We start from the raw sequence: 17,574 nt of genomic DNA, 5'->3' as shown, positions 1-17,574 counted from the left end.
CTCTGGATTACGTCACGATGGACAAGACGTAGAAGCCATATAGCGCACAGAACAAAATCCCCCAGAGGCGCGTGATATTCTGTTTGAAAAAGACGAACGGGACCAAGAGCAAAGAGGCACCCAGCATGACCCACAGGTCAACTTCCAGAAATTCGGGATCGACGGGGATCGGACCAACCAGAGAGGCCACGCCGATGATCGCCAGCAGGTTAAACAGGTTCGAGCCAATCACGTTGCCCAAAGCCACATCGGCCTGACGGCGAATTGCCGCCATCGTAGTCGTCGCAAGTTCTGGCAAGGACGTGCCCAGAGCCACAAGTGTCAGGCCGATCACGGTATCAGACACCCCATACTCTTGGGCGATGATCCGAGCGTTATCCACAAGGATTTGCGCGCCGAGCGGCAGACCCACCAAGCCGACAGCCAGGTAAAACAGGATGCGCCACCACGGCAGATCGGGATCCGCGCCCTCGACCTCCTCTTCCGGTTCCGCTGCTTTGGCCGCCTTGCGATGAAGGTAGGAATCACGGAGCGCATCCCCGAGGTACAACGCGAGCGCGGCCAACAGGATCAAACCGCTCCACCAAGTCAGGATTCCGGTAAACGCGAGGGCAATAAACAGCAGCGATCCCGCGATCATCATCACGAAACTCTTTTTCGAATTGCACTCGGACGTGTGCATGGTCGCCAGCAACGCCGGCACCCCCAAAACCAACAGAACATTGGCTGTATTCGATCCAACCACGTTGCCCAACGCGATCCCCGGCAGGTCATCCAGAATCGCGCGGATCGAGATCAACAGTTCAGGCGCAGAAGTCCCGAAGGCTACGACGGTCAAAGAGACGATCATCGACGGAATGCCGATCCGCAGGCTCAGGTTCACCGCGCCCTTGACCAGAAAATCCCCGGCAAGGATCAAAATCAACAGGCCGACACCGGCCATTAACCACTCCATTGGAAGTTACCCTTTGTTCCGACCACAAGGGCATGGCCCCGAGCCTATTTTGTATCGCCCGCATTTGGGGCACTTGGCCTGTCGCAGACGCCGACCAACAATCCCGCGCCCGAACATGGCGAGCACGACGATCGCCACGAGAAAGAGTGTGACTGCCTTAATGATCACGTCAGAGGCCGAAACGCGCGTAGGCCGCGCGCTCCTCAATGCTGGCCATCGCATCCAGCGCCATTGAGGCACCCAGACGTCCGAACAAACCGCGACGGCGGCTGTATGGGACCAGCTTGACCTTATCGCCGTACAATTCTTTGAGCTTCGGCTTCAGATGACCAACACCGTCAGCAAGGCCAACTTCGACTGCACGTTCTCCGATCCACACCTCGCCGGTGAACAGGTCGGGGTCGTCGGCCAGCTTTTCACCGCGTCGGGCTTTGACTTGATCGATGAAAGCGCCGTGGATCTGGTTCAAGATTTGATCGAGCCGTTCAACGTCTTCGGGCGCTTCTGGCTTGAAAGGATCCATCATACTCTTGGATTTACCCGCAGTATGAACGCGTCGCTCAATGCCCTGACGGGACAGGAAGACATGAGCGCCAAATCCAGCAGAAATCACGCCGATCGACCCCAAGACGGAACAATTGTCGACGTAAATACTGTCCGCACTGCTTGCCAGCCAATAGCCGCCAGAGGCTGCGACATCCTCGACAAATGCGTGGACTGGAATGCCCTTTTCTTCGGACAGGCGGCGAATGCGCGCCCCGATCAACGAAGACTGCACCGGCGATCCGCCGGGTGAGTTGATCACCAGCGCAACGGCGGTCGGTTTGCCTTTGGTAAACGCGGCCTCGATCAGAGGGGCCACGTTTGCGTCATTCAGGGCCCGACCGCTGTTCGCGATCATTCCCGACAAGCGCACCACCGACACGCGGGGCGGCGTTTTAATGAAAGGAATACGATGCAACATACTGTGTGATGTAATTTGCCCTGTGCCAGCAAACAAGCGCTGCCACAGGGAAATACCGCGCTATTGCACTTATTTCCGAATGCGCCAGCCGGTTTTGAAAATCCACCAGACCGCGAACAGACAGAGCCCTTGGAACAGGCCGATCGCGAGTAGACTGGTAAAGATCGGAACATCTGCCACGCCAAAGAACGACCAACGGAAGCCGGAAATCAGGTAAACCACCGGATTGAACATCGTGATCGTCTGCCAAATCGGCGGCAACATGTTGATGGAATAGAATGAGCCGCCCAGAAAAACGAGCGGCGTGATCACCAACAACGGGATCAATTGCAGCTGCTCAAAGTTCTTGGCCCAGATGCCGATGATGAACCCGAACAACGCAAAACTGACGCAAGTCAGGACAAGGAACAGCACCATCACAAGTGGATGCTGGATCTGCATCTCCACAAAGAGCGCCGATGTCCCCAGAATCACCGTCCCGATGAACAGCGCTTTGGTCGCCGCCGCCCCTGCGAAGCCGATTACGACCTCTAGAAAATTGATCGGCGCACTCAGGAGTTCATAAATTGTGCCGGTGAACTTTGGGAAGTAGATGCCAAAACTGGCGTTGCTGATGCCTTGGGTCATCACGCTCAGCATAATTAGGCCCGGTACAATAAACGAGCCGTAGCTCACGCCCTCGACCTCGTCGATCCGGCTGCCGATGGCAGCTCCGAACACCACGAAATACAAAGACGTCGAGATCACCGGCGACAGAAAGCTCTGCATGAATGTGCGGAAAAAGCGCGCCATTTCGCTGACATACATGGCGCGGATGGCTGTCAGATTCATGAGCGCACCTCCTCTTGGCTTTGCACCAAGCTGACAAAAATTTCTTCGAGCGAGCTTTGGCGCGTGGACAGGTCGTTCATGCACAGGCCCGCATCTCTCAAGTCAGAGAGCAGCCTTGTGATCCCAGTGCGCGCCGCCCCCGCCTCGTATTCGTAGATCAGCGCATATCCATTATCCGACAGTTCCAGATCGTAGCTGCGCAGGTCATCAGGAATTTCGCGGATCGGGGATTCAAGTTCGATCTTCAGAGATTTACGACCAAGGCGGGACATAAGAGCATCCTTTTCCTCGATCAGCGCCAGACGACCGGCGTTGATCACACCGATCCGATCCGCCATGGCCTCTGCCTCTTCGATATAGTGCGTGGTCAGGACGATACTGACTCCGCTTGCTTTCAGCTTGGCAACCACCTCCCACATCTCCTTGCGCAGATCGACATCCACGCCAGCAGTCGGTTCGTCCAGAAACAAGATCCGCGGCTCGTGGCTCAGGGCTTTCGCAATCAACACACGGCGCTTCATCCCACCCGACAGCTCGACAACCCGCGAATCACGCTTGTCCCAGAGCGATAATTCCCTGAGGATTCGTTCGATATGGGCATCGTCCCGCTTCTTGCCGAACAGCCCGCGCGTGTATCGCACCGTGTCCCAGACCTTTGAAAACGGTTCCAGATGGATTTCCTGTGGCACGAGCCCCACGAGGCCGCGTGCTTTGCGGAAATCCGTCAGCGCGTCGTATCCGCCTACGGTGATTTTGCCCCCCGTGGGCATCACCGTTCCACAAATACAAGAAATGAGGGTGGTCTTTCCGGCCCCGTTCGGACCAAGAAGCGCGAGGATCTCGCCCTCTTTCAGTGTCAGATCGACCCCGTGCAGCGCGGTAAAGCCGCTATCGTAGGTTTTCTCGACCCCTTCAAGTGATAGAATATTGGTCATGACAGGCTCCTTGGCCTCGTATGTAGGCCAATTTCCCGACTGTCACTAACACGAATAGCGCAGAGTCCCGCCTGCATGGGCGCACGAACTCAATCCCGTAAAAAAGCACGGGCAGGCACCGATGGCGACTGCCATCATATGCCTGCCCTGTATCATAGCGTAGGTTCGACCGATTGGCCGTTCCGTTCAGACGTAGAAGACGTCGCGGAATACGTACTGTGCGATCTGATCGCGCTTGATTCCCATTGCTTTCAGCTCGGCGTCCGATTTCGCCTCAAGCGCGCGGATTTCACCGATGCGCGAACGGCTGTTGGCGTAGGCGACGTAAGCGCTGCCAAGAGCCGAAAAGAAACGGTCGAAGCGTGCGCGCAGTGTAGGACGTTCAACGTGAAATTCTGTGGTCGAGATTGCCATAAGAAAACCCTCTGATGTTTGGTGTGTGGGTTTCCCCCCTGCCATTCAAACTAAGTCATCGAGTTGGTCAGCAACACTTCCATTTCTGCATAGCCGCTGCACGTATGCCGCAATGCAGCGTTAACGCCAAAACTCCAAAAACGTAAGACGCCACCCCGAAGAGGGATGGCGCCGACAGTCAAGCGTTCTGAAATCTATCAGTTTTTTGCCGAACCAGGCATCGCTGGCGGCGCCGACGGCGCGCGCGGCTTTGAAGGCGCGCCCGTTGCAGGCTTTGCAGGCGCCTTTGGCGTAGCTGATTTCGGCGCTGCCGCATTTACAGGTGCTGCCGCCTTTGCAGGCGCCGCAGGCGCGGCCTCTTTGGCCGGAGCAGGTGCAGGCTTGGCCTGAGTTTTGGGGGCGGGCTTTGCGGCAGGTTCCGCCGGCTTCGGAGCGGGCGCTTTTGCGACCTCCTCCTTCGGCGCATCTTTCACAGCTGCGGGCTTGGGCGCCTCTGCTTTGGCCTCTGGCTTCGGAGCTTCTTTCACAGGCGCCGCCTTGGCCGGAGCGGCAGCTTTGGGCGCTGCCTTCTTGCGGGCCGGAGCGCGGGTAGAACGCGGCTTGGGCGCAGCTTTCGGCGCGGCAGCGGGCTTTTCTGCGGGTGTAGCAACGACTTCCAGCTTTGCGGCGGCGGGCGCTTCTTCGCTTGTGAGCTTGATGTTCAAAGCAGAGAAGGGCGACCACACCATCATCATGCGATAGGAGCAGTTGAGCATCTCTTGTTGCATCCGGAGGCCTTTGGCCCAGTAGGCCATCGACGCGGCAGTCATTTCGGCGGGGGTCGTGATCGTCAGCATCTGCAAATTCCTTTGCGATCGGTGTGTTATCCACTCTCCCGTGGCTGTCATACCAAACCCAGCACTCACGCCGCGCTCTGGAGAGAGACTGGTGTCGCACGGCGGGGCCTGTCACGAAAACCATGTGACACGGCGTTCAGCCCCTTGTCGCCCCTGCTCGGTATGCTGATCGCAAAACAAGCGGCAGAGCCTGTGCTTCAAGTGGCAAACTCACAGACAGTCACTTCTTGACCAAGGTCAGAGTGCGTTTTTCTGCGGCTGCATTCAAGCGTCGTTTTGCAACTGCAGCATAAATTGACCAATTTGCCGCGCATCTGCTCAAAAGATCAAAAACATAAAAGAGAGTGATGATTTTGAGAGGCAACAATCTGGGTTGTCGCGCGACAGCCGTCTAAAGTGCTGGATTTATACTGGAAGGGAAGTGGCGCACCGGGGAGGATTCGAACCCCCGACCCCCTGATTCGTAGTCAGATACTCTATCCAGCTGAGCTACCGGTGCGTCGTGGGGTGCTTCTAAGGTTATCGGCTGGGGGCCGCAAGAGCAAAAAACAAAAAACTAGAAATTAATCTCGGCGTCCCCTTTGGGCAGACAAATTTCAAAGGCAGTTCCGCCCTCGTAAGCGTCTTCCAACCGCAATTGCCCCCCGTGGCCGCGGATAAGCTCTTGAGATATCGTCAAACCCAGCCCCGTCCCCCCGCGCTTGCCGCTGGTCGCGAATGGCTGAAACAGATGCTCTTTGGCTTTGGGGGGCAAGCCTGGCCCCGTGTCACGCACGTAGATTCGCCAACACGCATCGTCTTCTACGGCGGACAAGCAAATCTCTCCGGGCTTGCCAGAGCTTGCGATTGCCTGTCGCGCGTTGCGCACCAGATTGGACAGCACCCTGTGCAATTGTTCGCTGTCCGCGCGGATCACCAGACCGACCACGATATCGGCTGACAAACTGATATATGCCTCCCCAATCGCGAGTCGCTCGCTATCGAGGACATCATTTGCCAGATCGGCGAGCGAGAACCGCGTCAGACTCGGCGGTGGTTCTTGGGCTTTACCAAAGGCAAGTGTGCTCTCGGTCAAGGTCACGGCTCGCGTAATGGAACGGACCAATTTTGGCGCCATACGTGCGACAGTTGGGTCCGCGCTCGTTTCCAAGCGGTCCGCGAACAATTGTGCACTGGTCAGAATATTCCGCAAATCATGGCTTACCCTCGCCACCGCACCACCAAGTTGCGCAAGACGTTCTTTCTGGCGCAAGGCTCCGGTCAATTCAGTTTCCAGAGACTTCAAAGCTTCTTCGGCTTCGCGCAATTCAGTGATGCCATTCGAGGGCGTGATAATCCGTCGGGCGTCCTCTGGCGCTTCGGCGTAGCGCGCCATCTGCCTGACAACGCTGCGGATCGGCGAAACGATCACCTTGCGTACTGCAAAGAACAACAATGCGGCTGCGATCAGCGAAATGGCCAACGACAGCCATAGAATACGTAGCCCGTAGTCCAACAAAGCAGACCGAAGCGGTGCAGACGGCAAGGTCACCTCGATCAGCATTCCGGCGTCCTGAGTTGGGTAGCCGATCACCCGCAGCACAGAATCCTGCGGGTTCCACAGAGCGACCATCGCATCGCGAATCAACTCCCATGGGGGCGTATCCCGCAAATCGTAGGTCGCAGCGACAGGCGACGGAATAGGCGAGGACAGCACCAACTGCCGCGCCTCGTTCCGGCGCAGCACAACGTTATAGACACCTGCATTCAAGAGCAGCTCTTCTTCAAGATCGCGATCCACCACCCCGTTGGCCAGCAAAGCCAACGACGCCAGTTGCGCCCGTTCGATCCGCGTGAGCAAAAAGTCCTCTCGATAGCGGGCAATCGACGGCACAAAGATCAGGATTTCTGCGAGCATCACGAATACCATCGTGAGGATCAGGAAGCGCCCTGACAGCGACTTGAACATCTCAATCCCTCGGCTGGCTCAGGGAAGCAGCGACTGCACAGCCCGAACCAAGTATTTCACTAATTTGTTATCAAACAGCCGCGGAGCGTAATAGTTCCCTGCCGCGCGCTTACTTATCTCGCCCAACGTTGGATATGGCGAGACCATACTTGTGAGATGAGACATCTTGAGCCCATTTGCCAAGACCATAGCCCATAAGTTTATGATCTCTCCCGCATCAGGGCCAACGACGGTAGCGCCGACAGGCTTGCCCTTGTGGACCATCACCTTAATCCAGCCTTCTGTTCGACCCGTCGCAATCGCACGATCGTTGCCATCATAGTCGAATCGGACGACCTCCAGACTGTCGCCATGCGCGTGCCGAGCCTCGTCTTCGGTTAAACCAATCTGCGCAAGTTCAGGCGCAGTGTATGTGGCACGGGGGATGTGAGCGGTCTTGGCCTTCGCGGGCAAGGACAACAGTGCCGACCTGATTATGAGACCAGCGTGATAGCCTGCAACGTGGGTGAACTGCATGCCTCCGGCCACATCGCCAATCGCATAGACCTTGCGATTTGTCGTGCGCAAGACTTCGTCCACAGTGATTCCAGAGGACGTGAAGTCGATACCAGCCTTGGGCAGATCCAGTGTCTCCACGTTTGGCTGCCGCCCCGCTGCGATCAGCAGGTGCGTCCCCTCTACTCGGTGATCCGTGTTGGTCTCGATCATGATGGAACCCGTTTGCCCCGTGATCCGCGTCGCAGAGGTATATTCCTGTAGATCGACGCCCTCGCGCCGTAACGCCTCGGCCACGAGTGCACTGGCATCTCGATCCTCTTTGGCCAGAACGGAACCTGCCTCGAGCACCGTAACCTTGCACCCCAAACGCACGTGCGCTTGCGCCATCTCAAGACCGATCGGCCCGCCGCCAATAATAATAAGATGCTCTGGCTTATCCTGTAATTCGAACAGAGTTTCATTGGTCAGATAAGGCAGATCCTCGAGACCCGGAATCTGAGGGACCAACGGGCGCGACCCTGTTGCGAGGACAATCCTACGTGCTTCGATTTCAGTATCCCCGGCGACCATGCGGTTCGCCGCGACAAAGCGCCCTTCTTCCCGGATCACTGTCACGCCGAGTTTCTCGAAACGCTCCTGACTGTCGTGTGGCGCGATGGTGGCGATGACCTCGGCAACCCTTTGCTTTACGGCGGCATAATCGACCTCTGGCACAACGGATGTAATCCCAAATTCCTCCGCTGTGGCCAATTGATGGGCGCGCGCAGCGCTCGCAATCATAGCTTTGGACGGAACGCACCCGTAGTTCAGGCAATCCCCGCCCATCTTTCCGCGCTCTAATAGAACGACTTTCGCCCCCATCTGCACAGCGCCCGCTGCAACGGACAGACCACCGGAGCCGGCCCCAACAACAAGGAGGTCCGTTTTAATATGCTTCATGTCTTTAGACCTCTGATTTTCTGCGCATCGCTCTGACGACAGCAGGAAGAGCCGCCAGCGCCGCCAATCCCAGCAGTGGGAGCAAGATTTCCGGCGAAAAGATGATTCCCAGATCGGGCGTCTCGCCGCGTTCGAAGATCGCGCCAAGACCAGCGCCGACCGACGTATAGACTAGGGCTGCTGGGATAATTCCCAAGAAAGTCGTGACAGCAAAAGGAATGAAGCCCACTCCGACCAAGGCTGGCACCAGATTCGCAACAAAGAATGGGACCACTGGAATCAGGCGAATCAAAAACAGCATCTCCCACTGATTTGCGTCGATCCCATCCTTAATTTTCCGGATTCGCCCTTCGCTGGTCTGCATCTTCTCTGCCAAGCGGTCCCCCAATCCCCATCGCGCTGCCATGAACAGAAGGACAGCGCCCATAGTCGCTCCGCTCACGTTGAAAAGCACGCCGGGAAAGGTGGAAAACAGAAATCCGCCGGTCAGCGTGGCAATGGTCGCGCCTGGCAAAGAGAACGCCACCATAGCCGCATAAACGACTACAAACCCCGCAGCGACCCACCCGTAATGCGCATCACGCAGGGCTACGAGGTGTTCTCGGTTCTCACTGAGCGTTTGGAAATCCAGAACATCTTTGAGAAAGATCGCGCCAACCACCCCGCCGACAACAAGAAGCAGCAAAGGCGCCTGGCGCTGCGCCGCACTCCAGAAGGGCTTGGATCGTGTCGATGTCATTGCAGAGGCGTCCTTGCAGAGTTGTGGCAATTCGCTCAACATGCCCGAGATGCGTACTGGCGGATAGTGGCCTCACGTGTGCTTGATCAGGGGTGAAGTGGTCTGCCCCGTTTCGGGCGGATCGATAGAAAACTGAAACATTTTCATGCTAACGGCCCAAAAAGCGCCGAGAACTGGTTTGACTTATTTCAGCTTCGCGCCTAAAGGACGGGTTCGAATGTAACGGCAGGGCGAATCTGCAAGCCTCGCCGCCATTAGGACGGAGACGTTGCGATGAAACGCACTTACCAACCCTCGAACCTGGTTCGCAAGCGCCGCCACGGGTTCCGCGCTCGTATGGCGACCAAAGCAGGCCGCAAGATTCTGAACGCCCGCCGTGCGCGTGGCCGCAAGAGCCTTAGCGCTTAATCCGGGTCAGAGTTATGACTGATCGGGCACCGTCATCGCCCGCGCCGGCACCTACACAGGCTCCGGCTCGGGACGAGGCGGTGCCCTTTCGCATGGAAAATCTGAAAAATCGGTCAGATTTCCTGCGAGCCGCGCGCGCTAACAAGCAAGGCACTGCAGGCTTGATGCTTCAGGCCCGCAAACGACGCGTGGACGAATGCGATCATGATCTGATCCGCATCGGTTTTACCTGTTCCAAAAAGATCGGCAATGCTGTCGCCCGCAACCGCGCCAAGCGTAGGATGCGCGAGATCGCCCGTGAACTGGTGCCCCAGATGGGCCGCGCCGGTTGGGATTACGTGCTGATTGGCCGACCCAAGGCGACCATTGATCGAGACTTTGATGCCCTGCGCGGCGACCTGCGCTATGCTCTGCGCAAGGTCCACAGCCCGAAGCCCCCGCAGAAATGAGCCCCCTCGCCCATATTGTTGCGCTGCCTGTGCGCTTGTATCGGCTGACACTGTCACCTTGGATCGGAACAAGTTGCCGCTTCCAGCCCACATGCTCTGTCTATTCGCTCGAGGCACTGGAAAAGCATGGCGCGATCAAAGGCACATATCTGACCATTCACCGCATCATACGGTGCAATCCTTGGGGCGGATCGGGTTACGATCCCGTCCCGCCCTGCAAACACGACCACCACTAACCAATCAGCGCCAACCGGTTCGTCAAGGCAGCAGGAATCGTTGCGCGCGTCGCCAACGTTGATCGGTCGCTTATCCCAAGAATGGTCTCATAGGCGTCCCGCATGAAAACGGGGTCATGGTAGTACCATGTGTGCTGCCCATACTCGATGTCGGCATAGAGCCCACGATTGGCGTCGAAGTACGCGCCGCAATCCACATTCACCGCCATATCGGGCGCCGTTTCCGGCAGCCCCACACGCCCTGCCCGCGCCGCCACGCCGATCCGCTTGATATTCGACAAGGACAGCACCGAATCATGGGGGTTGTTGTAGTTCGTCAAACGCGTGCAGTGCCGGTAAAGAGAGCTGCTTTTGCCCGACACAGCGCACATTCCAGCCGCAGAAACATCCGCCGACATGAGCAAGACTTGGCTCACGTTCCACGCATGACCAGCCACGTAGCGGCGGTCATCCGCATCGTCAAAAGCCTCTCGGACCACATAGGCTCCCATCGAATGCGCCGCGATATGCAGGTTGATCGGACAGTCCGGTGTCTGACGCGCCGCAAAGCTGGTGATCCCCGAATCCACCAGCCGGATCGCGGTGATCTTGGCGTCCGTGCGGTCTTCTAGATAGTTCAGCGCCTTGTCTGCCGACGGCCAATCGTAACTAACCACGACGCCTTCAAACCCTTGATCTCGCAAGCCTTTGGCCAGCAACCGGTGCCTGTGCAACATCTTCTTGGTCGAGACATTGAAGCCGTGGACATGCACCACGATGTCACCGCGATTGGGCTGGCCTTCGGGCACGTGATCCAGCTTGGATTCGTGCAGAACCCGCCGCGCCCAACTGTCCGGCATCTTTTTCACAGCACCACCAATGCGGTGCGCGGGGCTGATATCTTCGGCCTCTGGCGGCACCACCAAGAAGCTGTTCTGGCCGGGTTCGGGCTGAAATGTCCCGTTACGAATCCGGCGGACCGTAAAAATGAAATCCATGTTCCCTCTCAAATGCAAAAGGAGGCAACAGCAAAAGGCTTTTCCTATCCAGTCGGGTTTGGCATACCCCGCGCCATGCTTGATGAACATGACGAGATTCACCCGCTCTTTGCCGGGGCCCCTTCGGGGACAGAGTTCAAGAAACTCCGCAAACGCATCGTGCGCCAGACGCGCGAGGCGATCGAACAGTTCGGTATGATCGAACGTGGCGCCCGTTGGCTCGTCTGCCTCTCGGGCGGCAAGGACAGCTATACTCTGTTGGCCGTTCTGCACGAACTCCAGTGGCGCGGGCTTTTGCCCGTGGACATTCTGGCCTGTAACCTCGATCAGGGTCAGCCCGGCTTTCCGGCGACGGTCCTGCCCGAGTTTCTGGAAAAGATGAAGGTGCCCCACCGGATCGAATATCAGGATACCTATAGTGTCGTGATGGATAAGGTTCCGCAGGGCCGCACTTACTGCGCCCTCTGCTCGCGCCTGCGCCGCGGCAACCTGTATCGCATTGCCCGCGAAGAAGGGTGCAGCGCAGTCGTGCTGGGACATCACCGCGACGACATTCTGGAAACCTTTATGATGAACCTGTTCCACGGCGGGCGCCTTGCGACGATGCCGCCGAAACTGGTGAACGAAGAAGGTGACCTATTTGTCTATCGCCCGCTGGCCTTTGTGGCCGAGGACGATTGTGACAAGTTCGCCCGCGCGATGAACTACCCGATCATTCCCTGCGATCTGTGTGGATCGCAGGACGGGCTTCAGCGCCAGCAGGTGAAGCAGATCCTTGATGGATGGGAAAAGAACAGCCCCGGCCGCCGCCAGGTCATGTTCCGCGCCCTGATGAATGCCCGCCCCAGCCATCTGCTGGATGCGGGGCTCTTTGATTTTGCCGGACTGGAGCGTGGACAGCGCCCCGAAGATACCGACGGAATCCCCAAATTGCGCTGATTTGCAGCGCCGTGGGGGCGGTGATTACGGGAAAACCGCTTGACCTTTGCCCCCTCGAATTGTTGAACCAGCCTGACTTTAAAGGACAAGGTGGCCCGATCTGATGGACGATCAGAATAAGAACCTCTTGCTCGCAACCGTACTCAGCGGTGTCGTGCTTGTGATTTGGTTTGTGCTTTTCCCGCCCGAGGAACCGGTACAAGACCCCAACGCCCCCGCAGTGACCGAACAGACCGTAGGCGACCAGCCCGCGATCGCCTCTGGTGACCTGCCGACCGCAGATGGTGCAACCACCGCTGCGCCCGAACTTTCCTCCGAAGAAGATGCGCCGCGCATTCAGGTCCAGACCGACCGGATTGCTGGCTCTATCTCGCTGCTCGGTGGCCGCGTGGATGACATCCAGCTCTTGGATTACGACGTCACCACCGACCCTGACTCGGAGAACGTTCAGGTTCTGTCGCGTGTCGGCTCGCCGAATGCGTACTATGCGCTGTTTGGTTGGGCCCCTGTTGACGGTATCGACGCCGCAAATGTGCCGGGTCCCGAGACTCTGTGGTCCGCCCCCGCGGATGCGGTCCTGACCCAGAACAGCCCTGTGACGCTGACTTGGGACAACGGTGTCGGCCAGATCTTTACCCGCGTGATGGAAATCGACGACGACTTCATGTTCCGCATGACCCAGACCGTCGAGAACACCAGCGACACGCCCATTTCGGTCCGTCCCTACGGCATCGTGCGCCGCCACGGCGAGCCCGAAACCCGTAAGTTCTTTATCCTGCACGAAGGCCTGATCCGCATGTCGGATGGTCAGCTGCAAGAGCTGGACTACAAAGCCTTGGGCAAGATGGACATCGACGACCGCGAGGGCACCAATGCCGAACGTGTGGAAGTCGAACAGAACGGTTGGATCGGTTTCACCGACCATTACTGGCAGACCATCCTGATCCCTGATGGCGACGCCCCCTTCCGCTCGACCGCGAAGTTCTTTGAATCGCGCGAGATCTATCAGGCCGAGGCCGTCCTGCCCGCAGTGACCGTTGCGGCGGGCGAGACCGCCGAAGCAGGCACGCGCCTGTTCACCGGCGCCAAGGAATGGGCCACCCTGAAGCATTACGAAGAAGACGAAGGCGTGAACGGCTTTGTCGACTCGATCGACTGGGGCTGGTTCTTTTACTTCACCAAGCCGATCTTCTGGATGCTGCACAACCTGAACGCCCTGATTGGCAACATGGGTTGGTCGATCATCGCTCTGACCGTTGTGATCAAGGCGCTAGTGCTGCCGCTGGCCTACAAATCCTATGCCTCGATGGCGCGTATGCGTGAACTTCAGCCCGAAATGGAAAAGCTGAAGGAATCCGCAGGCGACGACCGCATGAAGATGCAGCAGGGCATGATGGAGCTGTACAAGAAGAACAAGGTGAACCCTGCATCCGGCTGTCTGCCGATGCTGATCCAGATCCCGATCTTCTTCTCGCTCTACAAGGTGATCTTTGTGACCATGGAACTGCGTCACGCACCTTGGTTCGGCTGGATTCAAGACCTTTCGGCACCTGATCCGAGCTCGATCCTGAACCTCTTTGGCCTGCTGCCCTTCGCGGCTCCCAGCCCCGAGTCGTTCCTTGCGATCATCTCGCTTGGCATCCTGCCGATCCTCTTGGGTATCTCGATGTGGCTGCAGCAGAAGCTGAATCCGGCGCCCACCGACCCTGCGCAGGCGATGATCTTTGCTTGGATGCCATGGGTCTTCATGTTCATGCTGGGTAATTTTGCCAGCGGTCTGGTTCTGTACTGGATTACGAACAACACGATCACCTTTATCCAGCAGTACCTGATCATGCGCAGCCATGGGTACAAGCCGGACGTCTTTGGCAACATCAAGAAGAGCTTTGCCAAAAAGAAGAAGAAAGAAGCCTGATATGGCACGGGTGACAGATCTCTTCCGTCACCCGATCAAAGGACTCGGTGGAGAAGCCATTACCGAGACCGCTCTGCACAAAGATCGCCCGCTGCCGCACGACCGGCAGTGGGCGATTTTGCAAAAAGGACAGCGGGACACTGGCACATGGCAGCGCCGCGGCACCTTTGGTCACGTGGCCAGAGGACCGCAACTCGCCCCGACCCGCACTGCGGTTGACGGCAGCGCAATCACCGTCACGCACCCCGATCTTCCGCCACTACGATTCGAGCCAGAGTTGGATGACCAGCGCCTGCTAGAATGGTTGACTCCAATTTGGGGCGACGCCCTGCAGCCCCCTACAAGTCTGATCCCCGCCCCCATCACAGGCATGACAGATGCCGATTATCCCTCTGTCTCGATCATGTCGCGCGCCTCTTTGGCCGTTTTGCAAGACGCCGCAGAGCAGCTCATTGATCCTCGCCGGTTCCGCGGAAACATTTGGATCGAGGACCTGCGCCCGTGGGCAGAGAACGACTGGACCGGACGCACACTGCGTATCGGCACAGCCGAAGCGACGATCATTGAGCCGATCATCCGCTGCCGCGCCATAGAAGCGAACCCAGAGACCGGCGTCTTTGACGCAAATCTCATAAAAACTCTGAAAGGCCATTGGGATCACGTTTACTTCGGTGTAAACGCACGGGTCACGAAGCCGGGCGAGGTACGCCTTGGCGATACGCTAGAGGTCCTGTGATGCAACTGCCCTTCCCCTTGGTCGAGGAACCGGATGCCGAAACACTCGAAGCCGCGCGCAAGATGTTCGCGGGCGAGACGGACTTCCTCAAAGGTGTTGTCAAAATGGACGGCCTTCCACCGGCTGAGCGCATCGAGGTCTGCTTTGCGGGTCGCTCGAATGTCGGGAAATCCAGCCTGATCAACGCGCTAACAGGGCGCAAAGCGCTCGCGCGCGCGTCGAACACGCCCGGACGAACGCAGGAAATCAACTACTTTACCGTGGGTGAAGATCACTTCCTCGTCGACTTGCCTGGCTATGGCTACGCGAACGCACCTGTCGCTGTCGTCGAGAAATGGCAGCGCCTGCTGAAACAGTACCTGTCCGGCCGTCAAACCCTGCGCCGCGCCTTCGTCCTGATTGATTCGCGCCATGGCGTGAAAAAGGTCGACGAAGAGATCATGAAGCTGCTCGACACCTCGGCGGTTACCTTCCAGTGCGTTCTGACCAAAGAAGACAAGATCAAGGAAAAGGACCGCGAGCCTATGCTTAAACAGGTTCGCGAAGCTTTGTCCCGTCACCCCGCCGCCTTCCCAGAGATCATCAGTACCTCGTCGGAAAAGGGCTGGGGCATCGGCACTCTACGCGCTGTGATCGCGAACCTCGAGTAATCCGCTCTACAGGCTTCCTTCCGACACGTCATGGCTAGTGCCGTGAGTATTTCCGCAAAGCAGAAAAAGCAGGCGCGCCCTTGCTTTCATCTTGGTAAAAATACCCATGTCGGATCGGCAGACGCACTTCCCCTCGGTCGGGGGCTGGGATACCCATGAGGGACACCCAGAGGGACAGGACATGAAGAAGCAAATGGCAATGACGACGGACTGGATCGCCACCGCCCGGACACTCTCCGAGGCACTCCCCTATCTGCAGCGCTATGATGACGCGATTGTCGTGATCAAACTTGGTGGCCATGCGATGGGCAGCGAAGATGCGATGGACAGCTTTGCCCGAGATGTGGTCCTCATGCGTCAAGTGGGCCTGAACCCTGTTGTCGTTCACGGCGGCGGCCCCATGATCAACGAAATGCTTGGCAAACTCGGCGTTAAGTCAGAGTTCGTGAACGGCAAGCGCGTCACGGATCAGGCGACTGTCGACGTGGTCGAAATGGTGCTGTCTGGTCAGGTGAACAAACGTATTGTCCAAGCGATCAACCGTCAGGGTGGCCGCGCTGTTGGGTTGTCTGGCAAGGATGCGAACCTGATGATCTGCGAGCAGACCGACCCCGCGCTGGGTTTGGTGGGCACACCGTCCAAAGTCGATCCGAATGTTCTGAATGCTCTGTTCGAAGACGACACCATCCCAGTGATTGCGCCATTGGGCGCGGGCGAGAATGGCGAGACATTCAACATCAACGGCGACACTGCCGCTGGTGCGATCGCTGCCGCGCTCAAGGCCGATCGCCTGCTGCTGCTGACCGACGTGTCGGGGGTAAAGAATGCGGATGGCGAGGTTGTCACTGAATTGATGGCGTCGCAGGTCCGCGAAATGACCGAGTCTGGCGTGATTGCCGGCGGGATGATCCCCAAAACCCAAACCGCGCTTGAGGCTGTCGAGGCGGGCGTACGTGCCGTTGTTATTCTGGACGGCCGGCTCGCGAATGCTTGCCTGCTCGAGCTTTTCACAGATCACGGTGCTGGCTCTTTGATCCGTATGCAGCCCAAGGGCAGCTAACGTGAACGCACGTTTGAATGATATCGAGGCCCTGCTGGATCAGCAGGGCCTTTGTGTTTCCGGTGGGCTGGTTCCGGAAGCGGGCGACGATTTACCACAGATGAAGAGCCTCCTGATGATCAGCCCTAATGGCGCTGCATTCTGGGGTCTGTTTACGCGGAGCCCTGAGTACAACGATGGTGCCCCTGATCCAATTGACCGCTGGTCAAAACGGGTCCTAACAGACCACGCCGAGCGTCTCGGGGGCAAGGCGCTCTTCCCGTTTGGTGGACCGCCGTATCGTCCGTTTTTGCAGTGGGCCATGCGGACAGGCCGCGCGCACAGCTCTGCTGTCGGCATGCTCGTGCATAATGACGCGGGCCTTTGGATCAGCTACCGCGGCGCGATTGCCCTGCCCTACTCTGTCGCGTTGCCAGACCCACAAGAGAACCCATGCGAGACTTGCGTGCCACGCCCCTGCCGCTCTGCCTGCCCTGTGGACGCGCTGAGTGAAGGGTATGACACTGCGGCCTGCCACAGCTGGCTGGAGCAACCCGAGGCAGACTGTATGAGCCTAGGCTGTGCTGTGCGCCGTGCTTGTCCAGTGGGCGTCGCTTATGGCAGGCTGCCCGAACAATCCGCCTTCCATATGAAGAGTTTTCACAAATGACCCTGCGCCTGATTTTGACTCGGCATGCCAAATCCAGTTGGGATGATCCTCTGCAAGAGGATCACGACCGAGTTCTGAACGCGCGTGGCCAAGCTGCTGCGCCCGCAATTGGCGCATGGCTGCAGAAGCAGGGCTATCTGCCGGACGAGGTACTGTGTTCGACAGCCGCACGAACCCGCGAAACTCTGGATCGTTTGGGCCTGCCGCAGGCGGAGACGGACTATGTCCAGCGTCTCTATCATGCGTCCAGCGACACGATGATGGATGTGCTGAAACGCGCGACCGGGCGAACTGTGATGATGATTGGCCACAATCCCGGTATCGCGGATTTCGCAACCCGCTTGCTGGCCAATATTCCCGCGCACCCTCAGTTCACCCGCTATCCGACTTGCGCCACACTGGTCGCCGAATTCCCTGAAAACGAATGGCGGGCGGTGCGTTTCCACACCGCCCGCGCCATCGATTTCATTGTGCCAAGAGACTTGACCGACTGAGC

The 17,574-nt window shown here is 58.0% G+C and carries 20 protein-coding genes and 1 tRNA gene; 10 read left to right on the top strand and 11 right to left on the bottom strand.

Going from position 1 to position 17,574, the window contains the following annotated elements:
* Positions 1–7 precede the first annotated feature (7 nt).
* From AB9K37_RS16610 to AB9K37_RS16565, 10 genes are all read right to left on the bottom strand, one after another.
* Positions 8–943 (bottom strand): calcium/sodium antiporter, encoded by a 936-nt coding sequence (locus AB9K37_RS16610; protein WP_369840821.1) that lies wholly within the window; start codon positions 941–943, stop codon positions 8–10.
* A gap of 181 nt (positions 944–1,124) precedes the next feature.
* A complete protein-coding gene (locus tag AB9K37_RS16605; protein WP_369840819.1) occupies positions 1,125–1,919 on the bottom strand; it encodes a S49 family peptidase in 795 nt (264 codons plus the stop codon).
* Positions 1,920–1,988: 69 nt separating this feature from the next.
* Positions 1,989–2,750, bottom strand: a complete 762-nt coding sequence (locus AB9K37_RS16600; protein ID WP_369840817.1) for an ABC transporter permease — start codon at positions 2,748–2,750, stop codon at positions 1,989–1,991.
* On the bottom strand, positions 2,747–3,685 hold the full coding sequence (locus tag AB9K37_RS16595; protein ID WP_369840815.1) for an ABC transporter ATP-binding protein: 939 nt from the start codon (positions 3,683–3,685) through the stop codon (positions 2,747–2,749). The genes AB9K37_RS16600 and AB9K37_RS16595 overlap by 4 nt, the downstream gene beginning before the upstream one ends.
* Positions 3,686–3,871: 186 nt before the next feature.
* Entirely contained in the window at positions 3,872–4,099 is a 228-nt protein-coding gene (locus AB9K37_RS16590; protein ID WP_369840814.1) for a hypothetical protein, read from the bottom strand.
* Positions 4,100–4,296: 197 nt separating this feature from the next.
* Positions 4,297–4,935: a hypothetical protein gene (locus AB9K37_RS16585; RefSeq protein WP_369840812.1), complete on the bottom strand. Its 639-nt coding sequence runs from the start codon at positions 4,933–4,935 to the stop codon at positions 4,297–4,299.
* A 422-nt stretch (positions 4,936–5,357) separates the two neighbouring features.
* A tRNA-Arg gene (locus AB9K37_RS16580) sits at positions 5,358–5,434 on the bottom strand.
* A gap of 57 nt (positions 5,435–5,491) precedes the next feature.
* A complete protein-coding gene (locus AB9K37_RS16575) occupies positions 5,492–6,883 on the bottom strand; it encodes a sensor histidine kinase (RefSeq protein WP_369840810.1) in 1,392 nt (463 codons plus the stop codon).
* An 18-nt stretch (positions 6,884–6,901) separates the two neighbouring features.
* Positions 6,902–8,320, bottom strand: a complete 1,419-nt coding sequence (locus AB9K37_RS16570) for an NAD(P)/FAD-dependent oxidoreductase (RefSeq protein WP_369840808.1) — start codon at positions 8,318–8,320, stop codon at positions 6,902–6,904.
* Between the two features lie 4 nt (positions 8,321–8,324).
* Positions 8,325–9,059: a TVP38/TMEM64 family protein gene (locus tag AB9K37_RS16565; protein ID WP_369840806.1), complete on the bottom strand. Its 735-nt coding sequence runs from the start codon at positions 9,057–9,059 to the stop codon at positions 8,325–8,327.
* A gap of 273 nt (positions 9,060–9,332) precedes the next feature.
* On the opposite strand from AB9K37_RS16565, the gene rpmH reads away from it, so the two are divergent.
* The 3 genes from rpmH (at position 9,333) to yidD (ending at position 10,152) form a co-directional block, all read left to right on the top strand.
* Positions 9,333–9,467, top strand: a complete 135-nt coding sequence (rpmH, locus tag AB9K37_RS16560) for a 50S ribosomal protein L34 (protein ID WP_005980833.1) — start codon at positions 9,333–9,335, stop codon at positions 9,465–9,467.
* Between the two features lie 92 nt (positions 9,468–9,559).
* Positions 9,560–9,916 (top strand): ribonuclease P protein component, encoded by a 357-nt coding sequence (gene rnpA, locus AB9K37_RS16555; protein WP_369840801.1) that lies wholly within the window; start codon positions 9,560–9,562, stop codon positions 9,914–9,916.
* Entirely contained in the window at positions 9,913–10,152 is a 240-nt protein-coding gene (yidD, locus tag AB9K37_RS16550; RefSeq protein ID WP_072707995.1) for a membrane protein insertion efficiency factor YidD, read from the top strand. Before rnpA ends, yidD begins: the two co-directional genes overlap by 4 nt.
* On the opposite strand, the gene AB9K37_RS16545 is transcribed toward yidD, so the two are convergent.
* Positions 10,149–11,129: an alpha/beta hydrolase gene (locus AB9K37_RS16545; protein ID WP_369840799.1), complete on the bottom strand. Its 981-nt coding sequence runs from the start codon at positions 11,127–11,129 to the stop codon at positions 10,149–10,151. The two genes, yidD and AB9K37_RS16545, sit on opposite strands and share 4 nt — an antisense overlap.
* A gap of 75 nt (positions 11,130–11,204) precedes the next feature.
* Here AB9K37_RS16545 and ttcA point away from each other — a divergent pair, with 75 nt between their 5' ends.
* From ttcA to AB9K37_RS16510, 7 genes are all read left to right on the top strand, one after another.
* Positions 11,205–12,068 (top strand): tRNA 2-thiocytidine(32) synthetase TtcA, encoded by an 864-nt coding sequence (gene ttcA / locus AB9K37_RS16540; RefSeq protein ID WP_369840798.1) that lies wholly within the window; start codon positions 11,205–11,207, stop codon positions 12,066–12,068.
* A gap of 103 nt (positions 12,069–12,171) precedes the next feature.
* Positions 12,172–13,983: a membrane protein insertase YidC gene (yidC, locus tag AB9K37_RS16535; RefSeq protein WP_369840796.1), complete on the top strand. Its 1,812-nt coding sequence runs from the start codon at positions 12,172–12,174 to the stop codon at positions 13,981–13,983.
* Between the two features lies 1 nt (position 13,984).
* Positions 13,985–14,719, top strand: coding sequence for an MOSC domain-containing protein (locus AB9K37_RS16530; protein ID WP_369840794.1), 735 nt, complete (start codon positions 13,985–13,987; stop codon positions 14,717–14,719).
* A complete protein-coding gene (gene yihA, locus AB9K37_RS16525; protein WP_369840792.1) occupies positions 14,719–15,369 on the top strand; it encodes a ribosome biogenesis GTP-binding protein YihA/YsxC in 651 nt (216 codons plus the stop codon). The genes AB9K37_RS16530 and yihA overlap by 1 nt, the downstream gene beginning before the upstream one ends.
* A gap of 181 nt (positions 15,370–15,550) precedes the next feature.
* A complete protein-coding gene (gene argB / locus AB9K37_RS16520; RefSeq protein WP_369840790.1) occupies positions 15,551–16,429 on the top strand; it encodes an acetylglutamate kinase in 879 nt (292 codons plus the stop codon).
* Position 16,430: 1 nt separating this feature from the next.
* The gene (locus AB9K37_RS16515; RefSeq protein WP_369840788.1) at positions 16,431–17,078 is read left to right on the top strand and encodes a ferredoxin; all 648 of its coding nucleotides are present in this window, start codon (positions 16,431–16,433) and stop codon (positions 17,076–17,078) included.
* Positions 17,075–17,572: a histidine phosphatase family protein gene (locus tag AB9K37_RS16510; RefSeq protein ID WP_369840786.1), complete on the top strand. Its 498-nt coding sequence runs from the start codon at positions 17,075–17,077 to the stop codon at positions 17,570–17,572. The genes AB9K37_RS16515 and AB9K37_RS16510 overlap by 4 nt, the downstream gene beginning before the upstream one ends.
* Positions 17,573–17,574: the final 2 nt, after the last annotated feature.

The sequence above is a fragment of the Donghicola sp. XS_ASV15 genome (genome assembly GCF_041224595.1).
GTDB lineage: Bacteria > Pseudomonadota > Alphaproteobacteria > Rhodobacterales > Rhodobacteraceae > Donghicola.
This window is presented reverse-complemented; position numbering and strand designations above follow the sequence as displayed.